This is a genomic window from Deltaproteobacteria bacterium (genome assembly GCA_028818775.1).
Classification (GTDB): Bacteria; Desulfobacterota; Binatia; order UBA9968; family JAJDTQ01; genus JAJDTQ01.
Map to the genome: position 1 here is coordinate 21,004 of JAPPNE010000156.1, position 25,399 is coordinate 46,402.

The 25,399-nt window shown below is 66.7% G+C and carries 23 protein-coding genes; 7 read left to right on the forward strand and 16 right to left on the reverse strand.

All coding sequences use genetic code 11. The annotated features are described in order from the left end of the window. Window positions 1-28: 28 nt before the first annotated feature. The 3 genes from trxA to folE are packed head-to-tail and all read right to left on the reverse strand — an operon-like array spanning window position 29 to window position 2,481. The gene (trxA, locus tag OXU42_17195; protein ID MDE0031124.1) at window positions 29-352 is read right to left on the reverse strand and encodes a thioredoxin; all 324 of its coding nucleotides are present in this window, start codon (window positions 350-352) and stop codon (window positions 29-31) included. A gap of 42 nt (window positions 353-394) precedes the next feature. Further along, window positions 395-1,873 (reverse strand): leucyl aminopeptidase, encoded by a 1,479-nt coding sequence (locus OXU42_17200; GenBank protein MDE0031125.1) that lies wholly within the window; start codon window positions 1,871-1,873, stop codon window positions 395-397. Between the two features lie 8 nt (window positions 1,874-1,881). Then, a complete protein-coding gene (gene folE, locus OXU42_17205) occupies window positions 1,882-2,481 on the reverse strand; it encodes a GTP cyclohydrolase I FolE (GenBank protein ID MDE0031126.1) in 600 nt (199 codons plus the stop codon). Between the two features lie 118 nt (window positions 2,482-2,599). Here folE and ptsP point away from each other — a divergent pair, with 118 nt between their 5' ends. Next, window positions 2,600-5,005 carry a phosphoenolpyruvate--protein phosphotransferase gene (gene ptsP, locus OXU42_17210; GenBank protein MDE0031127.1) on the forward strand — a complete coding sequence of 802 codons (2,406 nt, stop codon included), beginning with the start codon at window positions 2,600-2,602 and terminating at the stop codon, window positions 5,003-5,005. A 144-nt stretch (window positions 5,006-5,149) separates the two neighbouring features. Then, entirely contained in the window at window positions 5,150-5,899 is a 750-nt protein-coding gene (locus tag OXU42_17215) for a FliA/WhiG family RNA polymerase sigma factor (protein MDE0031128.1), read from the forward strand. Window positions 5,900-5,931: 32 nt separating this feature from the next. Here OXU42_17215 and OXU42_17220 read toward each other — a convergent pair whose 3' ends face one another. The 5 genes from OXU42_17220 to OXU42_17240 all read right to left on the reverse strand — a co-directional run bounded on the left by OXU42_17220 (window position 5,932) and on the right by OXU42_17240 (window position 11,657). After that, a complete protein-coding gene (locus OXU42_17220) occupies window positions 5,932-7,302 on the reverse strand; it encodes a M48 family metalloprotease (protein MDE0031129.1) in 1,371 nt (456 codons plus the stop codon). 101 nt (window positions 7,303-7,403) lie between these two features. Continuing rightward, complete coding sequence (locus OXU42_17225) at window positions 7,404-9,485, reverse strand: tripartite tricarboxylate transporter permease (GenBank protein ID MDE0031130.1); 2,082 nt, start codon at window positions 9,483-9,485, stop codon at window positions 7,404-7,406. A gap of 259 nt (window positions 9,486-9,744) precedes the next feature. Beyond that, window positions 9,745-10,176: a rhodanese-like domain-containing protein gene (locus tag OXU42_17230; protein MDE0031131.1), complete on the reverse strand. Its 432-nt coding sequence runs from the start codon at window positions 10,174-10,176 to the stop codon at window positions 9,745-9,747. Between the two features lie 58 nt (window positions 10,177-10,234). Then, window positions 10,235-11,008 (reverse strand): enoyl-ACP reductase, encoded by a 774-nt coding sequence (locus OXU42_17235; GenBank protein MDE0031132.1) that lies wholly within the window; start codon window positions 11,006-11,008, stop codon window positions 10,235-10,237. A 52-nt stretch (window positions 11,009-11,060) separates the two neighbouring features. Next, window positions 11,061-11,657 (reverse strand): cob(I)yrinic acid a,c-diamide adenosyltransferase, encoded by a 597-nt coding sequence (locus OXU42_17240; protein ID MDE0031133.1) that lies wholly within the window; start codon window positions 11,655-11,657, stop codon window positions 11,061-11,063. 141 nt (window positions 11,658-11,798) lie between these two features. On the opposite strand from OXU42_17240, the gene OXU42_17245 reads away from it, so the two are divergent. After that, on the forward strand, window positions 11,799-12,257 hold the full coding sequence (locus OXU42_17245) for a cytochrome c (GenBank protein MDE0031134.1): 459 nt from the start codon (window positions 11,799-11,801) through the stop codon (window positions 12,255-12,257). A 56-nt stretch (window positions 12,258-12,313) separates the two neighbouring features. On the opposite strand, the gene OXU42_17250 is transcribed toward OXU42_17245, so the two are convergent. Next, window positions 12,314-13,648, reverse strand: coding sequence for an MFS transporter (locus OXU42_17250; GenBank protein ID MDE0031135.1), 1,335 nt, complete (start codon window positions 13,646-13,648; stop codon window positions 12,314-12,316). Window positions 13,649-13,747: 99 nt separating this feature from the next. Continuing rightward, entirely contained in the window at window positions 13,748-14,725 is a 978-nt protein-coding gene (locus tag OXU42_17255; GenBank protein MDE0031136.1) for a tripartite tricarboxylate transporter substrate binding protein, read from the reverse strand. A 211-nt stretch (window positions 14,726-14,936) separates the two neighbouring features. Here OXU42_17255 and OXU42_17260 point away from each other — a divergent pair, with 211 nt between their 5' ends. Both OXU42_17260 and OXU42_17265 read left to right on the forward strand, forming a co-directional pair. Further along, on the forward strand, window positions 14,937-15,512 hold the full coding sequence (locus tag OXU42_17260; protein ID MDE0031137.1) for an amino acid synthesis family protein: 576 nt from the start codon (window positions 14,937-14,939) through the stop codon (window positions 15,510-15,512). A gap of 21 nt (window positions 15,513-15,533) precedes the next feature. After that, complete coding sequence (locus OXU42_17265; GenBank protein MDE0031138.1) at window positions 15,534-16,535, forward strand: amidohydrolase family protein; 1,002 nt, start codon at window positions 15,534-15,536, stop codon at window positions 16,533-16,535. Window positions 16,536-16,684: 149 nt separating this feature from the next. On the opposite strand, the gene OXU42_17270 is transcribed toward OXU42_17265, so the two are convergent. From OXU42_17270 to OXU42_17295, 6 genes are all read right to left on the reverse strand, one after another. Further along, entirely contained in the window at window positions 16,685-17,584 is a 900-nt protein-coding gene (locus OXU42_17270) for a cytochrome c (GenBank protein ID MDE0031139.1), read from the reverse strand. A gap of 106 nt (window positions 17,585-17,690) precedes the next feature. Continuing rightward, window positions 17,691-18,863: a Xaa-Pro peptidase family protein gene (locus OXU42_17275; GenBank protein ID MDE0031140.1), complete on the reverse strand. Its 1,173-nt coding sequence runs from the start codon at window positions 18,861-18,863 to the stop codon at window positions 17,691-17,693. A gap of 175 nt (window positions 18,864-19,038) precedes the next feature. Next, window positions 19,039-20,355: an MFS transporter gene (locus tag OXU42_17280; GenBank protein MDE0031141.1), complete on the reverse strand. Its 1,317-nt coding sequence runs from the start codon at window positions 20,353-20,355 to the stop codon at window positions 19,039-19,041. 36 nt (window positions 20,356-20,391) lie between these two features. After that, a complete protein-coding gene (locus OXU42_17285; protein MDE0031142.1) occupies window positions 20,392-21,396 on the reverse strand; it encodes an LLM class flavin-dependent oxidoreductase in 1,005 nt (334 codons plus the stop codon). After that, window positions 21,393-22,220: an ABC transporter permease gene (locus OXU42_17290; GenBank protein ID MDE0031143.1), complete on the reverse strand. Its 828-nt coding sequence runs from the start codon at window positions 22,218-22,220 to the stop codon at window positions 21,393-21,395. Before OXU42_17290 ends, OXU42_17285 begins: the two co-directional genes overlap by 4 nt. Window positions 22,221-22,278: 58 nt before the next feature. Beyond that, the gene (locus tag OXU42_17295; GenBank protein MDE0031144.1) at window positions 22,279-23,280 is read right to left on the reverse strand and encodes an ABC transporter permease; all 1,002 of its coding nucleotides are present in this window, start codon (window positions 23,278-23,280) and stop codon (window positions 22,279-22,281) included. A 186-nt stretch (window positions 23,281-23,466) separates the two neighbouring features. Between OXU42_17295 and OXU42_17300 the strand changes: the two genes are divergently transcribed. Both OXU42_17300 and OXU42_17305 read left to right on the forward strand, forming a co-directional pair. Further along, on the forward strand, window positions 23,467-24,879 hold the full coding sequence (locus OXU42_17300; protein MDE0031145.1) for a UbiD family decarboxylase: 1,413 nt from the start codon (window positions 23,467-23,469) through the stop codon (window positions 24,877-24,879). Between the two features lie 109 nt (window positions 24,880-24,988). Then, on the forward strand, window positions 24,989-25,399 hold a 411-nt coding region (locus OXU42_17305; GenBank protein ID MDE0031146.1), incomplete at its 3' end, for a tripartite tricarboxylate transporter substrate-binding protein.

Genomic DNA, 25,399 nt, shown 5'->3' on the forward strand with positions numbered 1-25,399 from the left:
CCAGTCCGGGCCGCGGCGGAACGGGTTTTCAGCCCAGGGCCTTGTCGATCTCGCTTACCAGCCTGGCCTTCGGGGCGGCGCCGACGATCTGGCCCGAAAGGGCTCCTTCCCGGAAGATCATCAGGTTGGGGATTCCCCGGACGCCGTAGCGGCTGGGGGTCTCGGGATTCTCGTCGACGTTGATCTTGACCACCTTGAGACGCCCGTCGTACTCGCGCGCCAGCTCTTCCAGCACGGGCGCGATGGCCTTGCACGGACCGCACCATGGAGCCCAAAAATCCACCAGCACCGGCAAGGACGCGCCGATCACCTGCGCTTCGAACTCGCTGTCCGCGACGTGGGATATCTCCATGGAAACGTGTCTCCCTCCTGCTGTGGTGTCCTCAACGGCGTCTCATATCTCCGAAAGAAGGTTCAACAGAGTGCGGACCCCGAACCCCGTCCCCCCTTTCGGATGCGTAAGGTGCTCCTTGCTCGCGAACGCGGGCCCGGCGATGTCCAGATGCGCCCAAGGCACCTCTCCGACGAACTCCTGAAGGAACAGCGCCGCGGTGATGGCGCCGGCGGAGCCGCCGCCCACGTTCTTGATGTCGGCGACGCTGCTCTTGATGTCCTCGCGGTACTCGGCGGCCAGGGGCAGCCGCCAGAGTCCTTCGCCGGCATCCCGGCCGCACGCCATCAGACGGTCCGCAAGCTCATCGTCGTTGCTGAACAGCCCGGCCAACTCGTTGCCCAGCGCCACGATGCAGGCCCCGGTCAGCGTGGCGAGATTGATCATGCAGTCGGGCTTCTCCGCCGCCGCCAGGGTCAGGGCGTCCGCGAGAATGAGCCGGCCCTCGGCGTCGGTATTCATGACCTCCACGGTCTTGCCGCTGCGGTAGCGGATGATGTCTCCCGGCTTCTGAGCGCCGCCGTCCGGCAGGTTGTCCGTGGCCGGCACCAGGCCCAGCACCTCCGCCTCGGGCGCCAACTCCGGCAGCACGCTCATGACCCCGATGACCGCCGCGCCCCCGGCCATGTCGAGCTTCATGGTCTCCATGGAGCGCGCCGGCTTGAGGGACAGTCCTCCGGAATCGAACGTGATGCCCTTGCCGATGAGGGCCAGCTTTTTCCGCGCCGGCCCCTTGGGCCGGTAGCGCATGTGTATGAAGCGCGGCTCCTCGCGGCTTCCCTGGTTGACCGCGAGGAGTCCGGCAAGCTTCATCTGCTGGATCTTCCGCTTGCCCCACACCTCCACCTCGAGCCCTTGGCCCTGGCACGAGGCCAGCGCCTGCTCCGCCAGGTAGGCCGCGGTTGCCGTGGACGGCGGCTCGTTCACGAGATCCCGCGCCAGCGCCACGGCCGACGCCGCCAGTCGCGCGCGCTTGACGGCGCGGGCCAGGGCCGCGCTCCGGGTACCCGCGGTGCGTCCCAGGACGAGGGTGCGGAGCGCTGCCCCGGAGTTGCCGTTGGAACGGTACTTGGTGAAGCGGTAGCCGTTGAGGAGAGCGCCCTCGGCGACGGCGCTCACCACCGCGTCCACCTGCTGGTCCCGAGGCAGCATGAAGGTCGCCTCGTCGGCCCAGAGCCGCGCGGCCTCTCTGGCGGTCACCGCCCCGGCCACGCGCCAGTCATGGAGCCGCTCGTCTTCGTGCTTTCCGACGCCCACCAGCAGCAGGTGCCCGGCGGGCATGGCGCCGTGCGTCGCCACCAGGAGCGAGCCGCCGCTCTTGGCCTTGAAACCGCTCTTCTTGACGAGCGCGCCGAGACGGCCATGGAGTCCGCGGTCGAGGGTCCGCACCAAGCTGTCCTCGAGCCCCTTGTCGGTCACCGGAACCGCCAGCAGCGCGCTCCGGACTCGCGCCGGGGTGATCTCCCTCAGCTTGATTTCCATGGCATGAATCAGAATGGACGGCCACGAATCAGGTTCATGAACTCCGCGCGCGTCTTCTCCTGTGTGCGGAAAGCGCCCAGGAGCGCGCTGGTCACGATGGTGGAGTTCTGCTTCTGCACCCCGCGCATGCGCATGCACATGTGCTCGGCTTCCATCACCACCGCGACCCCCAGCGGCTTGATGCGCTCCATGACGGTCTGGGCGATCTGGTTGGTCAGCCGCTCCTGCACCTGCAGGCGCCGGGCGTAGGCATCCACCAGCCGCGCCAGCTTGGACACCCCGACGATTTGACGGCGTGGAATGTAGGCCACGTGGGCCTTGCCGTGAAACGGCAGCAGATGATGCTCGCAGAGGGAGAAGAAATCGATGTCCTTCTCCAGGATCATCTCCTGGTAGTCTTCGGTGAAAAGGGCGCCGTTGATGATGGCTTCCGGGTCCTGTTCGTACCCGCTCGTGAAAAACGACAGAGCCGCGGCGACTCTTTCCGGGGTCCTCTGGAGGCCCTCCCGGTCGGGGTCTTCCCCGAGCGCGGCGAGGATGGCGCGGACATGCCCGGCGAGGGAATCCGTCTGTTGTTCGTGGCTGTGAGAGAGTCTTTGAACGGACATCGAGGCAACGTAACATCTGCCCAAAACCGGGTCAAATCGAGCCGGCTCGCGTCGCGCGGCCGTCCAGGCGGCGGCCATACGTCGTGCCCTGTCCGGTGAATTGCGCTATAAAGGGCCCATGATCAACGTGACCGAAAGCGCGCCCGAGGAAGATGCTTCCCACCTGGTGACCCTGGAGGAAATCGGCCGGTTCGTGGACGAAGCCGCGGACTTGCAAGGATGCCTCAACAGCATTGCCGGCATCGTGGCCAAGCGCATGCAGACCGAGGTGTGCTCTGTCTACCTTCTCGACACGGACCTGGGCAGGCTCACCCTCGGCGCCACCAAGGGGCTGGACCCGGTGGCCGTGGGGCGCGTCTCCATGAACGTCGGAGAGGGGCTGGCGGGACTGGTGGTGGAGACCGGCGAGCCCGTGATGGTGATGGACGCTCCGTCGCATCCCCGGTTCCTCTATTTCCCGGAGACCGGCGAAGAACGGTACCACTCCTTTTTCGGCGTCCCGGTCAACGCGCGCAAGAAACCCATCGGCGTTCTGGTGGTGCAGACCTCCCGCCCGCGCGAGTTCACGCAGGACGAGGTCCGTCTGCTCAAGGCCATCTCCGCGCAGGTTTCCACCATCATCGTGCACGCCCGGCTGATGGACTCGCTCAAGGACAAGGAGCGTGAGCGCAGGCAGTCGCGCCGGCGCATGGTCGGCGCAATGCGCCGGCTCCGGTCTTCCGAGGGACGGGGCAAGCAGCGCAGCGGCGAAGCGCCGCGCAAGTTCCGCAGCCGTCTCACCGGGCTGACCGCCTGCCCGGGCTTCGCCATCGGCAAGGCGCACATCATGCAGCGGCGCCTTGACCTGGGCGCGGTCACGAGGTCCCACACGGGCGATCCCCGGGGGGAGGTCGAACGCTTTCGTTCGGCGGTGCGGCGCGCCGTGGCACAAGTAGCGGAGATCAAGACCCGCATGACCGCCCTCATCTCCGACGAGGCCGGAGCGATCTTCGACGTGCACCGGCTGGTGCTCAACGATCCCGTCCTTCAGGACGAGATAGAAAAACGCATCCGCGAGAGGGGACTGACCGCCTACTACGCCGTGGCCAGCACCTTCCGGAAGCACATGCAGACCGTGAGCGAGGTGGGCGACAGCTACCTCAAGGAACGCACGGCCGACATCCGCGACGTCGCCGAGCGCCTGCTGGACAACCTGTCCGGGACCGGAGACCGCCGGCAGACGATCCCGGACAGCGGCGCCATCCTGGTGGCCGAAGACCTTTCGCCGGCGGACCTCGCGGTCATCGAGGGAGATCGTTTCCAGGGCATCGTTCTTTCCACGGGCGGCGTCACGTCCCACGCATCCCTGCTTGCCAAGTCGTTCGAGATCCCTACCGTGGTGGCGGCGGAGGGCCTGCTCGAGAGCGTGCAAGCGGAGGACTCGTTGATCGTCGACGGCAACTCGGGAGTGGTGTTCGTCAATCCCAACAGGGAGATCATCGGCGAGTACGACCGGCTGGAGCGCCACTATCTCGCGGTCAATCGCGAACTGGACGAGATGCGCGATTTGCCGGCCGAGACCACCGACGGCCACCGGGTGCGTCTGCTGGCCAACATGGGCCTGCTCACGGACATCCGGTTCGCGCATGCCCACGGCGCCGAGGGCATCGGCCTTTACCGGACGGAGATTCCGTTTCTCGCCTACCATGACTTTCCCACCGAGGCGCAGCAGTTCGCCCTCTATCAGAAGGTCGTGGAGGGGATGGCGGGCAAGCCCGTCACCATCCGCACCCTCGACATCGGCGCCGACAAGTACCCGCCCTATGTCGGCCTCGCCCGTTCCGAGCCGAATCCCTTTCTCGGATGGCGTTCCATCCGGGTGTCCCTGGAAGTGTCCGACACGTTCCGGATGCAGCTCCGCGCCATCCTCCGCGCGAGTGCGCTGGGACCGGTGCGCATGTTGATCCCCATGGTCTCCAGCCTGGAGGAGATCCTCCGGGTCAAGGCCATGGTGCGCGAGATCAAGAACGAACTCACCCGCCGCGGCGTCCCCTTTGACGCCGGCATGGAACTGGGAATCATGATCGAGGTGCCGTCGGCGGTGCAGATGGTCCACCGCCTGGTGGAGGAAGTGGATTTCGTGAGCATCGGCACCAACGATCTCATCCAGTACCTGCTGGCCGTGGACCGCGGCAACCGCAAGGTGGCGCCCCTGTACGAACCGTTTCATCCCGCGGTCCTGTCGGCGCTGAGCCAGGTCATTCGCGCGGCCAAGGACCGCGGGAAGGGAGCGGCGATGTGCGGCGAGATGGCCGGCGACCCGCTCTCCACCGTGTTGTTGATGGGGATGGGCCTCGAAGAGTTCAGCATGGAGTCCCTGTCCATATCCGTGGTCCGCAAGCTGGTACGCACGGTGAGCTACGAACGCGCGCAAGCCATCGCCGAGACCGCGCTCCGGATGGACACGGTCGACCAGATCAAGCGACACCTCTTCGGCGAAATGCGCGCCCTGGGACTGGTGGAGTTGGTGGAACTCTATCGCTGAGCCGGCAAGGACGTGACGCCGGTCTCCTTCCGTTGACACCTCAAGCCCGCGCAGCCCTCCCGCCGGCCCCTGCCAAGTGCCCGTGGCCGTTGGCTTTGGGGCTTTCTCACCCCGCTGGCACGGCGGTTGCTCTCATGTTGCGGCATGAAGGAGCCCCCGTGCGGGCCGGAGCCGGGAACCCTGGTGGCGGCCGCGGAAGAGGATTGCCGGGACGAATGCGTCGCGGCGCACCTGCCCCTGGTGGAAGCCATCGCCCGTCAGCTTCACCGCCGGCTGCCGCCCAACGTGGACGTCGACGCATTGATCAACTCCGGCGTGGTGGGTCTGCTGGAGGCGCTGGACCGCTACGATCCTGAACGCGGCGTCACTTTCCCCGTCTTCGCCAGGCACCGCATCTACGGCGAAATGATCCAGTGCCTGCGATCTCTGGACTGGGTCAGCCGTTCGATCCGGGCCTGGGGGCGCCGCTTTGCCACGGCACGCGCGCGCCTCACCGGGCAACTCTGCCGCGAGGCCACATCCGAAGAAATGGCTCGGGAGCTGGAACTGCCTCTGGAACGGTACCACAAGCTCAACTACCAGGTGGGGGAGCACGGGTGCCTGAGCCTCGACGACCCTGCGTGCAGCGAGCTGGATCTGATCATGGACCGAAGCGCCGACGGCCCGGATCTCTATCGAGACCCGTGTCACGACGTCGAACGCGTCGACTTGGTGGACAAGCTGAAGCAGGCGGTGGCCGGGCTTCCGGAGCGAGAACGCGTGGTGGTCACGCTACGCCACTACCATGATCTCAAGTTCCGCGAGATCGGGGAGGGGCTGGGCGTGACGGAAGCGAGAGTCTGTCAGATCTACGTGCAGGCGCGCAAGCGCCTTTACAAGGCGCTCATGGACTAGTCTCGGATGCGCCCGGAGAGATTCGTGGGGCCTCAGCCTCCGGCCCGGATGGCGGCGATTTCGTCCCGGATCACCTGCTGCCTGGGCGAGTCCGGCTCGTACTGCTGGGCCGCGCGCTCCAACGCATCGATGGCCTTGCCGGTCTCGTCCCGCAGCAGGTACGACTGGGCCAGGTAGTAGTGGGCCTTGCCGGGCTGGTTCAGCTTCCGGTAGGCGTATCCGAGACGGCGCGCGGCCTCGGGCCAGAACGGCGCCGACTGACGCGCCTTCAGGTAGGCACGCGCGGCTTCCCGAAAACGCGATTCCTTCTCGAAGAGCCGGCCCTGGTACAGGTGGCTGATGGGATCTTCGGGCCGGCGTTCCAGCATGCGCTCAAGGGCGGCATGAGCCTTGGAGATTTCCTCCGTGTGCAGGTACACGCGTCCGAGGTCACGGTGCAGGTTGGGGACGGCCAGGTTCAACCGCGCCACCCGCTCCAGCATGTCCCGCGCCTGCACCCACCGGCCGGTGGCGGCATAGGCGAGCCCGAGCGCGTACGCGGGCATGGCCGCGGCGGGACGGTCTTCGTGGTCTTTCCGCAGCCGTTCCACCACCGCATCGGGCTTGTCCCGCAGCGCGATCAACAACTTGACGCGCTGGATGTCGTCGGCGTCCCTGAAACGGGGCGCCGAAAGCCCCTGCGCGCGTATCGATGCCGACAGATTGGCGATCCGTTTGTCCGTCAACGGATGCGTCAGCAGGTAAGCCGGCCTCCCGACGGGATTGAGCAGCCGGTCGCGGTACATCCTCTGCATGAAGGTGACCGCCGCCTGAGGATCGTAACCGGCGCGGGCAAGGTAGCCGACGCCGAGGTTGTCCGCCTGCTCCTCCATCTGCCGGCTGAACTCCAGTTGCCGCGACATGGCTACCGCGGGCCCGGCCAGGGCGGCGGGGCCGATGACCGGCGCCAGGAACACCCCCAGCATGCCGACGAGCATGGCGACGTCCGTGGAGGAAGCGAGAACGTGGAAGTGCCGCGCGTTCACGTGAACGATCTCATGGGCGATGACCGAAGCCAGCTCGTCCGTGCTCTCCACCCGCTGAATGAGGCCGGAGTGAAGGAAGATGCTGCCGCCGGGAACCGCGAACGCGTTCAGCGACGAATCCTCGATCACAAAGAAGCGGTACGGGTACCGGATGTTGCCGACGGCTTCGAGGACACGGCGGCCGATGCGGTCGGCGTAGAGTTCGACCTCGGGGTCTTCGATGAACTTGAGCTGACGCCGGGCCTCGCGCCGGAACTGCCGGCTGATGCGGATTTCCTCGTCCTGGGACAGGGCGTGGGCGGGCGGCATGCGGAGCGGCGCCGTCGCGTGGCACACAACCAACAGCACCACGGCCCAGACGTGGAGGGCTCTCCGCATGCGGAAAATCTATCGGACGCCCCCCGGCGGGTCAAACCAGCGTCGTGTCCCGCGTCGCATCGTGACGCCGTGTGACGCAGGATACCAAGTTCCCGGCTGGATCAATCGAGTCCGAGCCAGACGAACAGTTCGCCGGGCGGGAACGGCAGATGCAGGGTCAGGTCGAAGATGCCGGCGAAGAACGCGTACGCCACCGCCGTCAGGATGATGGACATGAGCCAGCTCTCCCGCGCCCCGACCTTGAGATAGAGGAAGGTCGCCACCATCGATGACCACACGAATCCGATGAGCCAGATGGAGACGAAGAAGCCCACGACCCAGGCGCTGATGGCCAAGGTGCGGCGGCGCGTCTCTTCGGGTGAAATCTCTTCGACGTCCTCGACGCCCTCCTCTCCGTGCACGACCACTCTGGAGGTGATGGTGACTTCCTTGACGAAGACCACCGCGCTGATGACCAGGGCGGGAAGGCCGATGATGAGCGGGAACAGCGCGGCCCGTTCCTCGAAAGCGCCGAAGCCGAAGAAGACCTCGCGCATCACGTAGGCGAACAACGCGACGAAGCAGAACGCGAAGACGCCCTGGGCGATGCGGTCATTGCGCGACACAGGCTCCATCATCTTGGTGATGCCGGGCACCTCGAACTTGTCCTCGTGGCGCTCGGCCCGCTTGCGCTCCCGCCAGGACTGATAGAGGGGATACAGCGCTCCGGCCAGGATCAGGAGCGCGATCAGGATCACACCCGGCCGCAGGAGGAAACCGGCGCCGTAGACCTTGGTGGCGATGAACAGGTTGTTCTCCGCGATGCCGCCCAGGACGAGCCCCAGCAGCAGCGGCGGGCGCTGCCAGTCGAACCGCACCATGAGCCATCCCACGGCGCCGAACAGAAGCACCAGGAACATGTCGCCGAAGGCATTGTTGACGGCGAAGCCGCCAAGATAGATGAGCAGGAGGAGGAACGGAATCAGGTAGGTGCCCTTGACGAACGTGATCCTGGCGAGCTGGTTCAGGAACAGCAGGCAGACCGCCACGGTGATGATGTTCGAGACGACGATGATCCAGACGAAGGAAAACGTGAGGTCCAGGTGCTTTGCCGGGTCGAGCAGGTCCGGTCCGGGCACGATCCCCTGAATGATGAACGCGCCCAGCAGGATCGCCATGGAGACGCTGCCGGGCACGCCGAAGGCGATGGTCGGCACCAGCGCGCCACCCTCCTTGGAGTTGTTGGCCGCGCCGGGTCCCAGCACGCCCTCGATGGCGCCCTTGCCGAAGCGGTCCTTGTCTCCCCCCGAACTCTGCACGGCGTGGGCGTAGGCCACCCACTGGGCCGGGCCGCCTCCCAAGCCGGGGATGAGGCCGATGTAGGAGCCGATGGCGCTGCAACTCAGCACCAGCTTCCAATACCGGAAGGTGTCGATGATCCCCTGCATGACGCCGCCAAGCTTGCCGGTGGACTGGCGCGCGATGCTCGACCCCTGCACCGACAGCTCGATGATCTCGGGGATGGCGAACAGTCCCACGGTGACCGAGACCAGCGAGAGACCGTCCCACAGGAACAGCGCGGCATCCTCGCCGATGAGCGGGTCGAGGGTGAAGCGCGGCACGCTCTCGATGGGGTCCAGGCCGACGGTGGCGAGGATCAGCCCGAAGGCGCCGGTGCACAGTCCCTTGAGCATGTTGCCGCCGCTAAGGGAGGCCACGAACGTGATGCCCAGAAGGGCCAGCATGAAGAATTCCGAGGAGCCGATGGAGAGCACCAGCGGCTGCACGATGGGGATGGCCAGGGCCAGGGCGAAGGCGCCGAAGACGGCGCCCACCAGCGAGCTCATGAGCGCCGCGCCCAGGGCGCGGCCCGCTTCTCCCTTCTTGGCCATGGGGTGGCCGTCGACGATGGTCGCCGCGGTAATGCCCTCGCCCGGCACGCCGAAGAGGATCGAGGTGATGTCCCCTGTGGTGGCGGTGACCGCGTTGGAACCCAGCAGAAACGCGAACGCGGTGGTGGGGTCCATGTTGTAGATGAACGGGAGCATGAGCGCCAGCGTCGTGGCGCCCCCCAGACCGGGCAGGATGCCCACCACGAACCCGATGGCGATGCCGATGAGCATGAACAGGAACGGATCCTGCCCCGCCTCGCTGAACGGCAGAATGTTGGCCAAGCCGATGAAGAATGAATTAAAGGTGTCCATACGATAGTCTCTGAACGGTGGAAGCCCGATCCGCGACAGGACAAGCCCTCACCGTTCGTAACGGTTTAAGGGCCGTTTGCGGCAGATGGCAGACGCTGGGGTTGTGTTGGGAGAAAGTACGTAATCAAACGTGCCTTTATCACTGAATTGACAAGGCATGTCAAGCACCGGACGGTTGCGGCAAGGCTCACAAAAGGCCGGACTTTTGGTGAGCCTTTCGGTCGGGGTAAAGGATGCGCGGCGCCTGCTCCGCGGCGGGTTATCGCTTGGCCGCCAGGGACTCGTAGCTGGTCCCCTCGCCGTTCTCCTGGCTTACCGGAAGGCCCAGGCCGGCCCACCCTTCCACCAGCACTTGTCCGTAAGGGTCGCGCATGCCGCCGAAGCCGCCCACGACGCTGGCGACGTCTTGGTACCCCGTCTGCTCCAGCAGGTTGGCCGCGCTGTTGGACCGCGGCCCCGCCTTGCAGCCCAGCAGCAACTTCCGGTCCTTGGCGTAGTGGCGCTCTACTACCTCGACGAACTCATGGTTGTAGACCATGCCCTGCGCCGGATCGTGGAAGGCGATGGGAATGTTCACCGCTCCCTCCGGGTGCCCCTCGGCGAACTCCTCCACCGTGCGCACGTCGATGTACACGGCGCCGGCGTCCTGCCGTAACGTGTCGTAGGCTTCCTGCGGCGAAATCTCCTTCACGGTCTCTCCTGGTCGTGTCCTGTCGAGTCGCGGCTCCGCGCCGGTGCGGCCGCCGCCCCTACATCCCCATCACGTTGTAGCCGGCGTCGACGTGAAGCGTCTCGCCGGTGACGCCGCTCCCCAGCTCGCTCACGAGATAGACGGCGGTGCGGCCGATCTCGGCGGCGTCCACGTTGCGCTTGAGGGGCGCCCGCTCGCCGGCGAGGCGCAGCATGTCCCGGAACCCGGCGATGCCGGCCGCCGCCAGCGTCTTCACCGGCCCGGCCGAAATGGCGTTCACCCGGATGCCGTCCGGCCCGAGGTCGTAGGCCAGGTAGCGCACGCTGGCCTCCAGCGCCGCCTTGGCCACGCCCATGACGTTGTAGTTGGGCACGACCTTCTCCGACCCCATGTAGGTCAGCGTCACCACCGCCCCGTCGCGCCCCTTCATGAGCCGGGCGGCGTGGCGCGTGAGGACGACCAGGGAGTAGGCGCTGATGTCCAGCGCCGTGTGGAACCCGGCCCGCCCGGTCTCGACGTAGGGCTGCGCCAGATCCTCCTTGTTGGCGAAGGCGATGGCGTGGATGAGGATGTCGAGACCGCCCCACTCGCGCCCGACCTCCCCGAAGACGGTTTCGATCTCTTCATCGCGGGTGACGTCGCACGGCAGGATCAGGCTCGATCCGATGCCCTCGGCCAAGGGGCGGACGCGCTTCTCCAGGACCTCGCCGGCGTAGGTGAAGGCCAGTTCCGCTCCCTGGGCGTGCAGCTCCTGAGCCACCGCCCAGGCGATGCTCCGCTCATTGGCCACGCCGAAGATCAACGCCTTCCTGCCTGCCAGAATTCCGGCCATGTCAGTCTCCGTGCATTCGCGGCGGCGCACCCTCGAAGGCTCGCCGCCCGCCCTACTCCGGCCCCTTGGTCAACCCCCTCTGCCAGAGGTACTCCGTCTCGCCGAGGTTCTTGCCCACCCAGCGCCCGGCGACGTAGAAGAAGTCGCTCAAGCGGTTGACGTACTTCAGAGGCCACTCGCCGACGTGCTCCACGCGCGACAGCCGGAGGATCTCCCGCTCGGCCCGCCGGCACACCGTGCGGCACTGGTGAAGCTGCGCGCTGACGGGTCCGCCGCCCGGCAGGGTGAACGACTTGAGCGGCTTGAGATCCTTCTGGCACTCGTTGATGAGCTGCTCCAGCCGGGTGACCTCCTCCGCGCCCACCCGGTGCATGCCCTCGTAGGTGAAGTCTTCCGGGGTCGCCAGCTCGCTGCCGAGGTCGAACAACTCCTGCTGGATCTGCTGGAGCCAGCCGTCGAGCTTGAGGTGCAACTCGCGTTCTCCCCTTCCCTGCTCGTTCCAGGCGCGCGCGAGGCCCACCACCGCGTTCAGCTCGTCGACGGCGCCGTAGGCCTCCACCCGCCTGGAGTCCTTGGGAACGCGTTTCCCGCCCACGAGGCCGGTGGTGCCGTCGTCGCCCGTTCGCGTGTACACGCGCGTGATTCGGATGGCCACTTGAGGTCTCTCGTCCCGCACGGATGATGGCGACAAGCGTATCGGGTTCGGGGAGAGAAGCCAACCATTGCCAGTATCCCGGCGCTCCTTGGGAATTGTTTTTTTCGCGGATCGAAGATGTTAGGAGGAAAGGTGATGGTGACGAGCTTCTACCGGCGTTCCGGCCTCTACCTCGGTCTGGTGCTGCTGGGCCTGACGCTCCTTTCGGGCTGCATCCGGGAGGAGGAGATGCAACTCGTCTACGCCCAGCGCTGCGCGAGCTGCCACGGCGCCACCGGCGGGGGTGACGGCCCCATCGCCAAGGCGCTGTCCGCCGAGATTCCCGACTTCCGCGACACCGTCGCCAACCTGGACATCTTCGACATCCGTCGCGTCATCAAGAAAGGCAAGGGCATCATGCCCGCCTTCGAGCCCGCCCTGGAGAAGTACCAGATCCAGGACATGGTGCGCATGGTGCGGTTCCTCAGCATGGAGGGACGTGACCTGGAATGGTGGGAGAAGTTCGAACCCCTCGTCTGGGCCCACTGCTCGGTGCCCTGGCAGTATGTCTACGACACCGGCGGTGCCGCCGCCGGCAAGGACAAGTCCTCGTAACGGACCCTGCTCTACGATCTCCACCATGCTTGAATCGACACCAACGCCCCTGAACCTCAGGCGGGAGCACCCGCGGGCGTGGGGGCCAGCGGCGGGAGCGTCGGCTTCTTCCGGATGCTGAGCCCGAAGGCCGCGGCCATGAGTCCCATCCAGCCGCCGGCGAAGAACGCCATCTCGTAGTTGCCGACGTAGTCGTAGAGCAGGCCGCCGCCCCAGGCCATGGCTGATCCGCCCACTTGGTGCGCCAGGAAGATCCAGCCATAGATCCGGCCGATGGACTGTTTGCCGAAGGTCTGGCCCGCGAGCATGACCACGGGCGGCACCGTGGCGAACCAGTCGAGGCCGTACACGACGGTGAAGAAAAGGAGCCCGGCGGTGTTGTCCACGAGCGTCAGGTAGAATAGCGACAACCCCCGCAACGTGAACACACCGGCGATCAGCTTCCGGGGGTCGACGCGGTCCGCCAGCCAGCCGGAGAACAGCGTCCCGATGACGTTCATGGTCCCCATGAGGCCGATGGCGCTGGCTACCGTGAGCTTGTCGAACCCGTTCTCCAGGGCATGGGGAAGCAGGTGGGTGCCGACGAGGCCGTTGGCCGTGCCGCCACAGATGGAGAACACGCCGCACAGGAGCCAGAATGTGGGAGTCTTGATGGCGTCCCGGATGCCCATGACCGGCGCAGCCGTCTTGGCCTCCTCGGTCTTGACCGCCGTCTTGTCGACCGGCGGCACGGCCTGCGCGCCAGGCCCCTGGTTGTAGGGCTCAAGGCCGATGTCCTGCGGATTGTCGCGCATGAGCATCCAGACCAGCAGCACGGCTGCACCGGTGCAGGCAACCAGGATGTAGGAACCCGTGCGCCAGCCGGTGTAGGCGATAATCCAAAGCATGAACGGTATGAAGACGATCTGACCCGTGGAGCTGCCGCTGCTGAGAATGCCCACCGCTTGCCCGCGCCGGGCGTTGAACCACCGGTGCGCCACCGAAGCCGAGAGCACGCCGGACATGCCGCCGGCCCCCAGTCCCACCATGACCCCCCAAGTCAACCAGAACTGCCACAACTGGGAGACGAACGTGGTGCACAGCAAACCCGCGGAGAGCAGGGTCAGCGAGGTCAGCATGACCTTGCGCGGCCCGTACTTGTCCAGCACCCAGCCCACGATCGGAGCGGCCACACCGTAGAGCAAAAGGTTGATGGAGATGCCGAAGGTGATGGCCGAGCGCGCCCAGCCGAAGTCGGCCTCCAGCGGATGGATCAGCACCGTGGGAACCACGCGGATGCCGGCGCCGTTGAAGCTGGCGAAGAAGGTCACCGCCACGATGAGCCAGCCGTAGTGGAACGGCAGCGGTATGGGCGGACGCGGCTTGGCATCCGGGGTCGCGGGTTGGTTCATCCGGTTCCCTTCTCCAAGGAAGCCTGGCATGTGCGTCACACCAGGTCGCATTGGAATACGGGGATCGCTCCGAAGGCGATCCCCGTTGAATGACGGCGGCTACTTCGGCAGCGCGTCGCGCATGGCTTGGGTGTACTTGCTGTAGGTCTTCACGTAGTTGTCCAGGTCCGCCTGCGCCACCTTGGAGTCACCGGCGACGATGGGGCTCTTGGACTTGGCCAGGAACTCCTTGTATTCCGGATCGGTCATGGCCTTCATGAACAGATCTTCCAGGATCTTCTTCCTGTCGTCGGGCAGACCCGGCGGCGCCACGATGCTGCGGCCCACGTAGAGGCGGAGATCGACACCCTTCTCCACGGCCGTCGGGGTGTTGGGAGCATTCACCGGCCGTTCGCTGTGCAGGTGAAGGATCGGCCTCACGTCGCCCGACGCGATGTAGGTGGCGGTGGTGGGGTGGTCGATGGGCTGCAGGTAGACGTCGAAGTCATTCCGGATCATGGCCGGTATGCCCTCGCTGGTGCCGCGGTAGCCCGACACGACGTCCATCTGGATGCCCAGCTCCTTGGCCGTCACGAACGTCGGGATCCAGCGCGAGACGCCGATGCCCTCCACGCCCCATTTCACGCGTTTGGCCTTCTGGAGGTCCTCAAGCGTATGAAACTTGGAGTTCTTGCCCACGATAAGGCTGTAGGGCTCGGCCCCGACCCGTGCGATATAGGTGAACTTGGTGACGTCGTAGCCGGTCTTGGCGACGCCGCTGATCAACTGCTTGCCAAGCATGCCGTCGGTGAACAGGTGGCCCAGCGTGTAGCCGTCGGGCTTGGCTTTGTACATGGCCACCGTACCGATGACCAGTCCTCCGCCGGTGATGTTCTTGACCACGAGATGGACGCCCTTGGGCAGGTACTTCCGCATGGTCCTGCCGATGCCCCGGGCCAGCCGGTCGAACCCACCGCCAGGAGATCCCGCGACGATGATGGTGATGTTCTTCTTCGGAAAGTCCGCCGCCGCAACGGTGGTCGCTTGCGTAAAGGCCACCAGAGTCAGCAACAGCGCGATAACAACCCACTTTCTCATGACGGTCCTCCTGTGCGTAAACGCCGTATCTGCCCGATTTTTCGGGGTTCCCTAGGAAACAACATCGGGGAGTGCTTGTCAATCGAGCTTCCTGGGACAGGATGGGGATCGGCGCCGGACGTGGGAACCCCGGCCGCGGGCGTTGCAACGAACGTCGCTGGTGGCGTAGTACCCTAACCAGTTATGCCTATCGAGACCAGGAGGAAGCCGTATGGAGATCCGCAAGCTCGTGACCATCGTCGAGGAAACCCGGCGAGAGATGGACCGCCCGGTGGAGCCCGCCTCCCGTCAGTGCGCGGCCATCGCCGTGATCGCCAACCCCTATGCCGGGGTCTATGACGAGGGGCTCGAAGAGTTGCAGAAAGCGGGCGCGGAGCTCGGCGGCCTGCTGGCCCAACGCGCCATCGACGCGCTGGGCATCGACGGCGCCGCCGTTCACAGCTACGGCAAGGCGGCGGTCGTGGGCGAGAACGGCGAGCGCGAGCATGCCGCCGCGGTGATGCACCCGCGGCTTGGCAAGCCGGTGCGCGAGATTGTCGGGCCGGCGCGCTCGGTCATGCCCTCGACCACGAAGATCGGCGGTCCCGGGACCGCCATCGATTGCCCGCTGCACCACAAGGACGACGTCTGGAAGTTCAGCCACTTCGACTCGATGCAGGTCTCGGTGCCCGACGCCCCGCGCGCCGACGAGATCGTGGTGGTCCTGGCCATCAGCGACTCGGGCCGTCCGTTCCACCGGGTCGGCGAGGATCTGGCCGCCGCCGACGTGATGGCGAAAAAGGAGTAGGTGGCCCTCGGGAAGAGTAAAATGCCTAAAGAAGTCATCGACATCCACGCCCACTTCACCCCGCTCGAGTGGATCGAGGGTATGCGCCGGGACGGCGCCCGGCACGGGTGCCACATCGAGGAGGACGCCTCGGGTCGGCTGTCGCTGCGGGTCGGGGACGGCCGTCCCTCATCGCTGCAGCCGTTCCTTTCGGACCTGCCGGCGCGGGTGAGCGCCATGCGGGAGCGGGGGCTGGACCGGCAGGTGCTGTCGCCGCCCATGACCATCGTGACGTATCAACTGGAAGGCGTTCACGGGCAGGCGGTGTCACGCCTCTTCAACGAGACCAACGCCGAGGCGGCGCGCGGGACGCCCGGGCTGATCCCGGTGGCCACGGTGCCCATGCAGGCGGGACGGGAGGCGGTGGAGGAGCTCCGGTACGCGGTGGAAGTGCTGGGCATCCCCATGGTGGAGATCGGCACCCACATCAACGGGGTGAACCTCGACGACGAGGCGTTCCGGCCGTTCTTCGAGTGCGCCGCCGACCTGGGCGTGCTGGTGCAACTGCATCCGCACCGCGTGGCCGCGGCGGAGCGGCTGAGCCGGTACTACATGAACAACCTGGTGGGCAATCCCGTGGACACCGCCATCGCGGCGGCGTCCCTTATCCTCGGCGGCGTGATGGAGCGTTACCCGTCCCTCAACATCTGCCTGGTGCACGGCGGCGGCGCCCTCCCCTACCTCCTCGGCCGCGTGATCCACGGCCACGGCGCGGTGGACGCGGCGCGCGCGGTGCCGGGCAACCCGGAAACGTACTTCCGCCGCTTCTACTTCGACACCATCCTGCACGACCCGCGCATGCTCACGTTCCTGCATCAGCTTGCAGGCGAGGAACGGTTGCTGCTGGGCACCGACTACCCCTACGACATGGGAGAGCGCGATCCGCTGGGGCTGCTGGAACGCGCCGGGCTGGGCGACTCCGACGCGGTTCGCGGGGGGAACGCGGCCCGGCTACTGGGGCTGCGTAACGAAGCAGGAGGTTAGCGTCCCGTCGGGGACATGAAGGAGCATTGATCCCGATGTTGCAAAGAAAGTGTTCGTGAAGAGCGATCCGGAGCACGTCCTACGAATCGTCATCCCCGCGAAAGCGGGAATGACGATTCGTAAATTCTCGAAAACCAGGAAGGTTTCTTTCACTCGATGCGGTTGTCGATGGCCGGCAGCGAGCGCAGGTAGACGGCGATGGCGCTGAGGTCTTCGTCGGTCATGTGCTCGTAGCCATGGATGATGACCCGCTCCATGAGGCCCTGGACGTTGTCGCCGTCGGGCTTGTAGCTGCTCTTGAGCAACTCCACCATGTCCTCCACCGACCAGTCGCCCGCCCCGGTCTCCTTGTGCGGCGTGATGTTGGGTGCGGTTTCACCCTCGGGGCCGTCGGCCGCCCCGGCCATCAGAAGGTCCCGGTCGAGTCCGCCGGCCCAGTCCCGGGGCGTGTGACACTCCGCGCAGTGCGTCACCGCCCGGACCAGATAGGCGCCGCGGTTCCACTGGGCCGGCTTGCCCGGATCGGGGGTCCACGGGCCCTCGTCGAAGTAGCGCCACTTCCACCCCGCCAGCAGGAAGCGCCAGCCGAAGGGCACCGTCAGCTCGGGCTCCCGGTTCTCCCTGCGCACGGGCTTGACCGTGGACAGATAGGCCTTGAGGGCGAGGATGTCCTCGTCGGTCATGTTGGTGAAGGAGGTGTAGGGGAAGGCCGGGAACAGGTGCTCGCCCCCGCGGCCAATGCCCTGGCGCATGGCCCGGAGGAACTCTTCGTCGCTCCACCCGCCGATGCCGGTCTCGGGGTCCGGCGTGATGTTGGTGCTGTAGATCTTGCCGAAGGGGACCTCGATGGCGTAGCCGCCGGCAAGCTCCGCGCCCTTGTTCTTGTAGTCGGTGTGGCAGGCGATGCACAGACCGGCCCGGACGAGGTATTTCCCCCGCGCCACGGGGTCCTCAGCCGCACCCGCCGGGGACAGGTGCACCACCGTCCAGAGCGCCAGCGCCAACCAGACGGCCTCGTATCTCTTGTCGCGCCGAGTCTTGCGTCTCACGAGCAGATCCCCCCAAGATGCGCGGGACTACAGTCGTCGGTAAGACGCGACGACCGCGGTGGCGAGCTTCAGACTCGCCCGTGGCCGGTCAACGAACCGGCCGCGGTCATCCGTTGCGGCACACGATCAGCTCCCGCGGGCAGTCGTGCATCTTTTCCAGCCCGGTATCGGTCACCCGCATCATCTCGCCGAACTGCACCCCGCGCAAGCCGTCCTCGGTCACCACGTTGGGCTGGATCACCAGGCACATGTCCGTCTCGAAACGGAAGTCGGGCGGCGCCCCGCGGCTGGTCGTCGACGTCCGCAGGATCGGCGGCAACTGGCTGGCGCCGTGGACCACGTCGTCGTAGACCGTGAAGCCGCGTTCGTGGACCACGTCCGCCGCCTTTAGCACCTCTTCGGTTCCGGCACCGGCCTTGATGACGCCGGCGATGCGGTCGAAGGCCTCCATGGCCACGTCGTGGAGGCGCCTGTACTCGGGGGTGGGTTCCTCGCCGATGGTGAAGGTGCGCAGGACCTGGCCGGTGTAGCCGGCGTAGTTGGTGCTGATCTCGGTGACCAGCACGTCGCCCTTCCGCAGGATGCGGTTGGAGAGATGCTGCTGGGGCACGCCGCCCCTGGGGTCGTGCATGGATGTGGTGATCATGAAGTGGATGCCGTTGATGCCGCCCTTGCCCAGGTAGACGTCCTCGACGATCCGCGCCAGCTCGTGCTCGGGGATGCCGGGTCGCGCGTGCTCGGTGAGCGCCGCCACCGAGTCGTCGCTCATGGCCGCGGCCTGGCGCAGCCGCTCGATCTCCTCGGCGCTCTTCACTTGGCGCTGGTCGCGCATCTCAGCGCTGAAGTCCTTCCACTCGACTTCGGGCAGGGCCTCCACCAGGCGCAGATAGTGCCGGTAGGGAACGTTGCCGCAAAGCCCCACCGTAGCCTTCTCAAGCCCCCGGTCCTTCAGGTTCTCCAGCACCCGCGGCACCGAATCCACCGAGCCCGTGGGGCTCGATCCCCCGAAACGGACGTCATCCACGACGGCCATGCGCCTGGCATTGGGCAGGTGGTTGGACAGTTGCACGAACAGGGTGGCCTCCCCCTGGCGCAGGTAGACGAAGTATGCCTCGGAGGTGGCAAGCCAGTTGCTCAGGTAGTGGATGTCCGGCGCCGTACGGCTGCCGTAGAACACCACGGCCTCCAGGCCCATGCGGTCCATGCGCGCCCGCACCGCCGCATGGCGGCGCTCGTACTCCGCGTCGGAAAAGCTGAGGTAGTCGGGATCACAAGGCATTGGGTGTCTCCGTCAGGTCACAACCGGTCCGGCACGGCGTCCTTCGGCTTGGCTTTGCTATGCCTGTCCTGAGCTTGTCGAAGGGCTCAGGACGAACGGAAATGCTTTCATTCCGTTCGTCCTGAGCGTAGCGGAGCACCAGCGGCGCGAAGTCGAAGGACGCCATCACCGTTTCCTACGTGGCCGCCAGTCCGGGCTGGGGCGGCGCCAGACGGACCGGCGGGTCCTTGGCGATGGCCAGCGACATGCCCGCGGCCAGCACGGCCAGCACCGCGCCGGTGAGGAAGGACGGGACGTAGTCGCCGAACACATCGTAGGCGATGCCGCTGCCCTGGGCCATGGCGGCGCCGCCCAGTTGGTGCGCCAGAAAGATCAGGCCATAGATGCTGCCCACCGAGTTCTTGCCGAAGGTGTTGCCGGCGATGGCCACCACCGGCGGCACCGTCGCGAACCAGTCCAGGCCGTAGATCACCGCGAAGACGAACATGCCGGCGGGACCTGTGACCGCCGGCAGGATGAGCAGCGAAACCGCCCGCAAAGCGTAGATCCACGCCAGCACCTTGCGCGGGTCCATGCGGTCGCAGAGCCACCCGGCCCCCATGGTGCCGACGAAGTTCAGGCCGGCCATGATCCCCACGGTGATGCTGGCCACCTGGTGGCTGATGCCGATGTCCAGGGCGTGCGGGATCATGTTGGCGCCGATGAGGCCGTTGGAGGTGCCGCCGCAAATGGCGTAGGCGCCGGCCAGGAGCCAGAAGGTGCGTGTGCGGACCGCGTCCCGCACCGTGGTGCTGGTCACCGGCGGTGCGCCGCCGGGTCTCGCGGCCGCGGCCGCGTTGGCCTCCGACTCACCCAGCGCCTCCTCCCCCACCTCGGCGGGATCGTTGCGCATGAGCCACCACACCAGCAGGAAGGCCACCACCGCCACGCCCGAAAGCGTCATGGCCGCCGTGCGCCAGCCCCAGGCCACGATCATGCTCAGCACCACCGGGATGAAGATGAGCTGTCCGGTGGAGCCGGCGCTGTTCAGCAGGCCCAGCACCACGCCGCGGTGGCGCACGAACCAGCGGTGGGCGACGCTGGCCGCCAGTACCGACGAGATGCCGCCCGCGCCGGTGCCGACGATCAGGCCCCACACCACCAGGAACTCCCACAGGCGGTTGATCGACGAGGTCAGCCCAGCCCCCACCGCCAGCAGCGCCAGCGCCACGAGCATCACCACCCGCGGCCCCCGGCGGTCCTGGAAACGGCCGGCGAAGGGGCCGATGGCGCCGTAGAGCACCAGGTTGATGGATACGGCGGCGTTGATCGCTCCGCGGCTCCAGCCGAAGTCCGCTTCCAGCGGTCGCACGAAGGTCTGCGGCGCGGCGCGGATACCCGCGGCCAGGAGCGACGCCGTGAAGGTCGTCGCCACCACCACCCAACCGTAGAAGAACCGGACGTTGAGCGGTCTGCGGGGCCGCGGGTTCGACATGTCGGGTGGGGTGCTCATCGATTGGGCGCGCCGCTTCTCTCCGTGATACAAGCCTTACGCGCGCGGCCCCAGGGCCTCGACGGCGCTCTCGTAGTCTTCGAGCCGCGGCAGCAGCAGCGCGTGCTCCACGCCGGCCTCGCGGTATTCGGCGATGCGCCGGCGGCACGTCGCGGCGTTGCCCAGCAGGTAGAACGCCTCCACCATCTCCTCGGTGATGAGCCCCACGGCGGCCTTCTCGCCGCGGCCCTCCGCGGTGGCGCGAAGCTCGGGCAGGATGCCGGGGTCGAAGCCACCGCGCTCCAGCAGGACTTCTCCCACGAACGGCTCGGCCAGGAGCCGCACCATGCGTTCCTTGAGGGCCGGCATCATGCGCTCGGGATCGCCGGTCAGGCGCACGATTAGCATGCAGGCGATGTCGATGGCCGCCGGGTCGCGTCCCGCCTCCCGGGCCGCGGACGCGATCTCCCGGACCGCGTAGCGCACGTACGCGGTGGGGACGTAGGCGTTGAGGAGCACCCCGTCGGCCACCGCGCCGGCAAGCCGCAGCGCCTTGGGGCCGATGGCGGCCAGGTAGATGGGCAGGCTTGCCTGCGCCGGTGTCACCGCGAGCCGCACGGCCTTGAGGTCCCAGTAAACGCCGGCGCCGCTCACGCGCTCACCCGCCAGGAGTTGCCGGAGCTCGGCCACTGTCTTCTTCATGTGGGTCAGCGGCCGCTCGTAGGGCATGCCCATGCGGCCCTCGATCATCCACTTGTCGCTCCGGCCAAGCCCCAGGAGAAAGCGGCCCCCGGCAATCCGGTCCAGCGTCGCCGCGGACATGGCCAACAGCGCCGGGTTGCGGGTGTAGGGATTGGTGACGCCGAGGCCGAGCCGTATGCGCCGGGTGGCGGCGGCGAGAAAGCCCAGGAGGGAGAACGTCTCCTCGTGAAAGTAGCGCTCGGTGACCCACAGGGAGTCGAAGCCGGCCTCTTCGGCAACCCGGGCGTAGTTCCGCAGCTCATTGCCGCTGTCGATGCCATGGTACAGCACCATGCCCAGCCGTGGCGTCGACGATGTCAAATGTAGGTTCCCGCCCGCTTGAGCCTCGGGTCCAGGACGTCCCGCAGGGCGTCGCCCAGGAGGTTGATGCCCAGCACCGTGATGAAGATGGACAGCCCGGGGAAGAGCGCCAGCCACCACGCGGTGCTGATGTAGATGCGGCCGTCCGCGAGCATGGTGCCCCAGGTGGGGATCTCGGGGGGCACGCCCAGGCCCAGGAAGCTCAGGCTGGCCTCGGAGATGATGGACGAGGCCATGGCGAAGGTGCCGATGACCAGCGACACCTGGATCAGGTTGGGAATGATGTGGCGCGCGATGATCTGGGCGTCGCTGGCGCCCAGCGACTTGGCCGAGATGACGAACTCGCGCGCCTTGAGGGACAGGCTCTGGCCTCGGGTCACTCGGCAGTACTGGATCCAGCGCTGCGCCACCAGGGCGAGGATCAGGTTGAACAGGCCCTGCCCCAGGAACGCCATGATGGTCAGGGCCAGCAGCAGCGGCGGGAAGGCCCACACCACTTCCACGAGCTTCTGGATGGTGAAGTCCACGTTGCCGCCGAAGTACCCCGAGGTGGCCCCGAGAACCACGCCGACCAGGCCGGAGATGGCCACCACGGCAAAGGCGATCAGCAGCGACACCCGGGCGCCGAAGACGATGCGGCTCAGGATGTCGCGGCCGAGGTTGTCGGTGCCGAGAAAGTGAGGGCCCCAGAACCACTGGGGCGCGTGCAGCATTGTCTCCAGGCTCTGCTGGTTAGGATCGAACGGCGCCACCAGCGGGCCGAGGGCGCCCGAGATGATGAAGAGCAGCACGACGGAGCCGCCCACGTAGACCTTGGTGCGCATCCACGGACGCCACCACTGGGTGCGGGGCTTCGCCCGGCCGGAATCCGGCGTGCCCGTGTCAATACCGTATTCTTGGGTCGATGACTGCATAGAGCACGTCGATCAGGAAGTTGATGGCGACGAACGCCACCGTGTACACCAACACCAGCCCGGTCACCAGCGGGTGGTCGCGCGCGTTGAGCGCGATGACCAGCAGGCTGCCGCTGCCGGGCCACGAGAAAACCGTCTCCACGATGATCGAGCCGCTCAGCAGCGTGCCGAGCTCCAGCCCCACCACCGTGATCACCGGGATCAGGGCGTTGCGCACCACGTGGCGCCACAGCACCTTGCGCTCCACCAGCCCCTTGGCGCGGGCCGTGGTCACGTACTCCTCGTGCATGACCTCCAGCACCGACGACCGCGTTACGCGCATGAGGATGCCGAGCATGTTGGAGCCCAGGGCCACGGCCGGGAGGAAGACGTGCTCCAGACCGTCGCGCACCCCGGCCCAGTTGCCCTGGATGGCGCTGTCGAGGATGTAGAAGCCGGTGATCTGCGGACCGGCGATGCCGTAGGTGTCCCGCCCCGCGGATGGGAGGATGTTCAATATCCCGGCGAACAGCAGGATCAGCATGATCCCGAACCAGAAGCTGGGCATGCTGATGCCGAACAGGCCGAACGTGGTGCCGGTGTTGTCCACCCAGGAGTTGGGCTTGGCCGCGGCCCACACCCCTAACGGGATGGCGAAGATGATGGCGATGATGACCGAGGCCGTAGCCAGCTCCAGGGTGGCCGGGACGCGGCTCAGGATCACGTCCAGCACGGGCTCGTCGTACTTGAAGGAGCGGCCGAAGTCCCCTTGGGCCGCCGACATGAAGAACTTGAAGTACTGGACGTAGACGGGCTGGTCGAGGCCCCACCTTTCCCGGGCCTGGTCGATGTCCTCCTGGGTGGTGTCCTCCCCCAGCAGCATCAGCGTCGGATCGCCGGGAGCGGCCTGGATCAGCAGGAAGACGAGCAGGCTGATGAGCACCATGACCGGGATGGTCCCGACCAGGCGGCGGAGCAGATAGGTTCCCATGGGACGCTCTCTCGAAAAACCTACGGTCTATGACATAGACGGGGGGATTTCAAGGACTGGCGGGGGTCACGCAGGCATATTCGAAAGTCGGGTCCTACCCTCCGCGTGACCGGCCAAGGTGAAGTTGTGGGCGGGCCATGCATGGGATACGGTATCGTGTCCAACCGAGACCGGAGGACGGCATCCATGGCAAAGGACCTGCGCACATTCATCGAACAGCTCGCCGCCGCCTCACCGGGCCAGATCCGCATGGTCACCCGGCGGGTGGACCGCAGGTTCGACATCACCGCCATCGCCGAGCGTCTGGGGGAGGACGGGCGGTTTCCCGCGCTGGTGTTCACCGACGTGGAAGGCGCCTCCATGCCGCTGGTCATCAACCTCACGGCCACCTACGAACGGCTCGCGCTCGCGCTGGGCACCGACGTCCACGACATGGTGCGGGTCTACGGCGAGCGGCAGGCCCGGCCGATCCAGGCAAAGACCGTCATTGACGGGCCGGTGAAGGAGGTGGTGCTCAAGGGGGATGCGGTGGATCTGTCGTCCCTGCCAATCCCGTTCCACAACGAGCTCGACGCCGGTCCCTACATCACCGGCGGGGTCATGATCCTGAAAGACCCGGACACCGGCGCCCAGAACGCCGGGCTCTACCGCCACCAGGTCCACGACCCCCGCACCCTCGGAGTCTACATCCAGGGCAGCCACCATGGCGGCTACATCTACCGGCGCAACTCGGAGCGCGGCGAGGCCACGGAGTTCGCGCTGGTCATCGGACACTATCCCACGTTCATGCTCGGGGCGGTGTCGCGGCTGCCGGGCATCGGCGGCGAATTCGCCGAGGCCGGAGCGCTGCTACAGGAGCCCATCGAGCTGGTCAAGGCGGAGACCGTGGACCTCATGGTGCCGGCGCACGCGGAGATCGTCGTCGAGGGACGGCTCCTGCCGGACGAGACCCGTCTCGAAGGCCCCTTCGGCGAATGGACCGGCTACTACGTGAGCGTGGGCGCGCAGCCTGTGATGCATGTGTCGGCCATGACCATGCGCCGGAACCCCATCTACTACGACGTCTTCCCGGCGGGCCAGGAACACCTGGTGCTGGGCAGCCTGCCGCGCATGGGCACCATCTACCGGCGGGTCCGGGAGGCCGTCCCCGGCGTGGTCAACGTCAACGTGCCGGCCCACGCGCGCACCCACTGCTACATCTCCATCCGCAAGACCAAGGATTCGGAGGTCAAGCGCGCGGCCATGGCCGCCATCTCGACGGAGCCCGAAAACCTCCGCTGCGTGGTGGTGGTGGACGACGACATCAACGTGTTCAACGAACCCGAGGTGACCTGGGCGGTGGGGACACGCATGCGCCCGGACAAGGACGTGCTGACGATCCCCGACTGGAACGGGCCCGGCGACCTGCTGCCGTCCAACTGGACCTATACGGTGGACGGAACCCACGAGCCGGTCATGGGCGCGGTCATGATCCTGGACGCCACCAAGCCGGCGCCGCCGGTGCAGTACCCGCAGCGCGCCCGGCCGCCCCAGGACAAGGTGCGGGAGGTGCGGCTGGAGGGCCTGCTGCGGGCGTTCGACCCGTCGCTGCTGCGGTAGTGCCTCAGCCCGGCAACGCCTTGACCGGAAATCCAAGGAGTGCAAGAATTTGCCTCGCCTCGTTGAACATGTCGTGAAGAGGTTCTCTTCAAACCGAAAGGAGCCCGTGATGCGAATTCGGAAATCGTTGTTCAAAGCCTTTCTCGTGGCGGTCGTCGCCATGTCGCTGGCGCTGGCGGCCACGCCGGCATCGGCCGCGGACTGGAAGCCCAGCAAGCCCATCACCATCCTGGTGGGATTCTCAGTGGGGGGCGCCATGGACACCGCCGCGCGGCTCCAGGGCGAGGTCATATCCAAGCTGCTGGGGGTCCCCGTGCTCATCCGCAACGTGCCGGGCGCCGGGGGCAGGAACTCCGTGACCATACTGAACCGGGCCAAGCCCGACGGCCACACCATGGCTGCCATCAACCTGCCCGGACAGGCCGTCAACCAGGTGGCACGGGGGATGAAGCCCGACCTGCGGAGCTTCACCTGGATCGGACGCCAAGTGTCCAACCCGTACTTCATGCAGGCCACCACC

What these genes read in the sequence shown, in the direction of transcription:
- OXU42_17275 (MDE0031140.1), bottom strand. Translation starts at nt 18,863, where the DNA reads ATGCCTTGTGATCCCGACTACCTCAGCTTTTCCGACGCGGAGTACGAG.
- OXU42_17220 (MDE0031129.1), bottom strand. Translation starts at nt 7,302, where the DNA reads ATGCGGAGAGCCCTCCACGTCTGGGCCGTGGTGCTGTTGGTTGTGTGC.
- OXU42_17200 (MDE0031125.1), bottom strand. Translation starts at nt 1,873, where the DNA reads ATGGAAATCAAGCTGAGGGAGATCACCCCGGCGCGAGTCCGGAGCGCG.
- ptsP (MDE0031127.1), top strand. Translation starts at nt 2,600, where the DNA reads ATGATCAACGTGACCGAAAGCGCGCCCGAGGAAGATGCTTCCCACCTG.
- OXU42_17235 (MDE0031132.1), bottom strand. Translation starts at nt 11,008, where the DNA reads ATGGCCGGAATTCTGGCAGGCAGGAAGGCGTTGATCTTCGGCGTGGCC.
- OXU42_17265 (MDE0031138.1), top strand. Translation starts at nt 15,534, where the DNA reads ATGCCTAAAGAAGTCATCGACATCCACGCCCACTTCACCCCGCTCGAG.
- OXU42_17280 (MDE0031141.1), bottom strand. Translation starts at nt 20,355, where the DNA reads ATGAGCACCCCACCCGACATGTCGAACCCGCGGCCCCGCAGACCGCTC.
- OXU42_17300 (MDE0031145.1), top strand. Translation starts at nt 23,467, where the DNA reads ATGGCAAAGGACCTGCGCACATTCATCGAACAGCTCGCCGCCGCCTCA.
- OXU42_17260 (MDE0031137.1), top strand. Translation starts at nt 14,937, where the DNA reads ATGGAGATCCGCAAGCTCGTGACCATCGTCGAGGAAACCCGGCGAGAG.
- OXU42_17250 (MDE0031135.1), bottom strand. Translation starts at nt 13,648, where the DNA reads ATGAACCAACCCGCGACCCCGGATGCCAAGCCGCGTCCGCCCATACCG.
- OXU42_17255 (MDE0031136.1), bottom strand. Translation starts at nt 14,725, where the DNA reads ATGAGAAAGTGGGTTGTTATCGCGCTGTTGCTGACTCTGGTGGCCTTT.
- OXU42_17295 (MDE0031144.1), bottom strand. Translation starts at nt 23,280, where the DNA reads ATGGGAACCTATCTGCTCCGCCGCCTGGTCGGGACCATCCCGGTCATG.
- OXU42_17290 (MDE0031143.1), bottom strand. Translation starts at nt 22,220, where the DNA reads ATGCGCACCAAGGTCTACGTGGGCGGCTCCGTCGTGCTGCTCTTCATC.
- OXU42_17225 (MDE0031130.1), bottom strand. Translation starts at nt 9,485, where the DNA reads ATGGACACCTTTAATTCATTCTTCATCGGCTTGGCCAACATTCTGCCG.
- OXU42_17215 (MDE0031128.1), top strand. Translation starts at nt 5,150, where the DNA reads ATGAAGGAGCCCCCGTGCGGGCCGGAGCCGGGAACCCTGGTGGCGGCC.
- trxA (MDE0031124.1), bottom strand. Translation starts at nt 352, where the DNA reads ATGGAGATATCCCACGTCGCGGACAGCGAGTTCGAAGCGCAGGTGATC.
- folE (MDE0031126.1), bottom strand. Translation starts at nt 2,481, where the DNA reads ATGTCCGTTCAAAGACTCTCTCACAGCCACGAACAACAGACGGATTCC.
- OXU42_17245 (MDE0031134.1), top strand. Translation starts at nt 11,799, where the DNA reads ATGGTGACGAGCTTCTACCGGCGTTCCGGCCTCTACCTCGGTCTGGTG.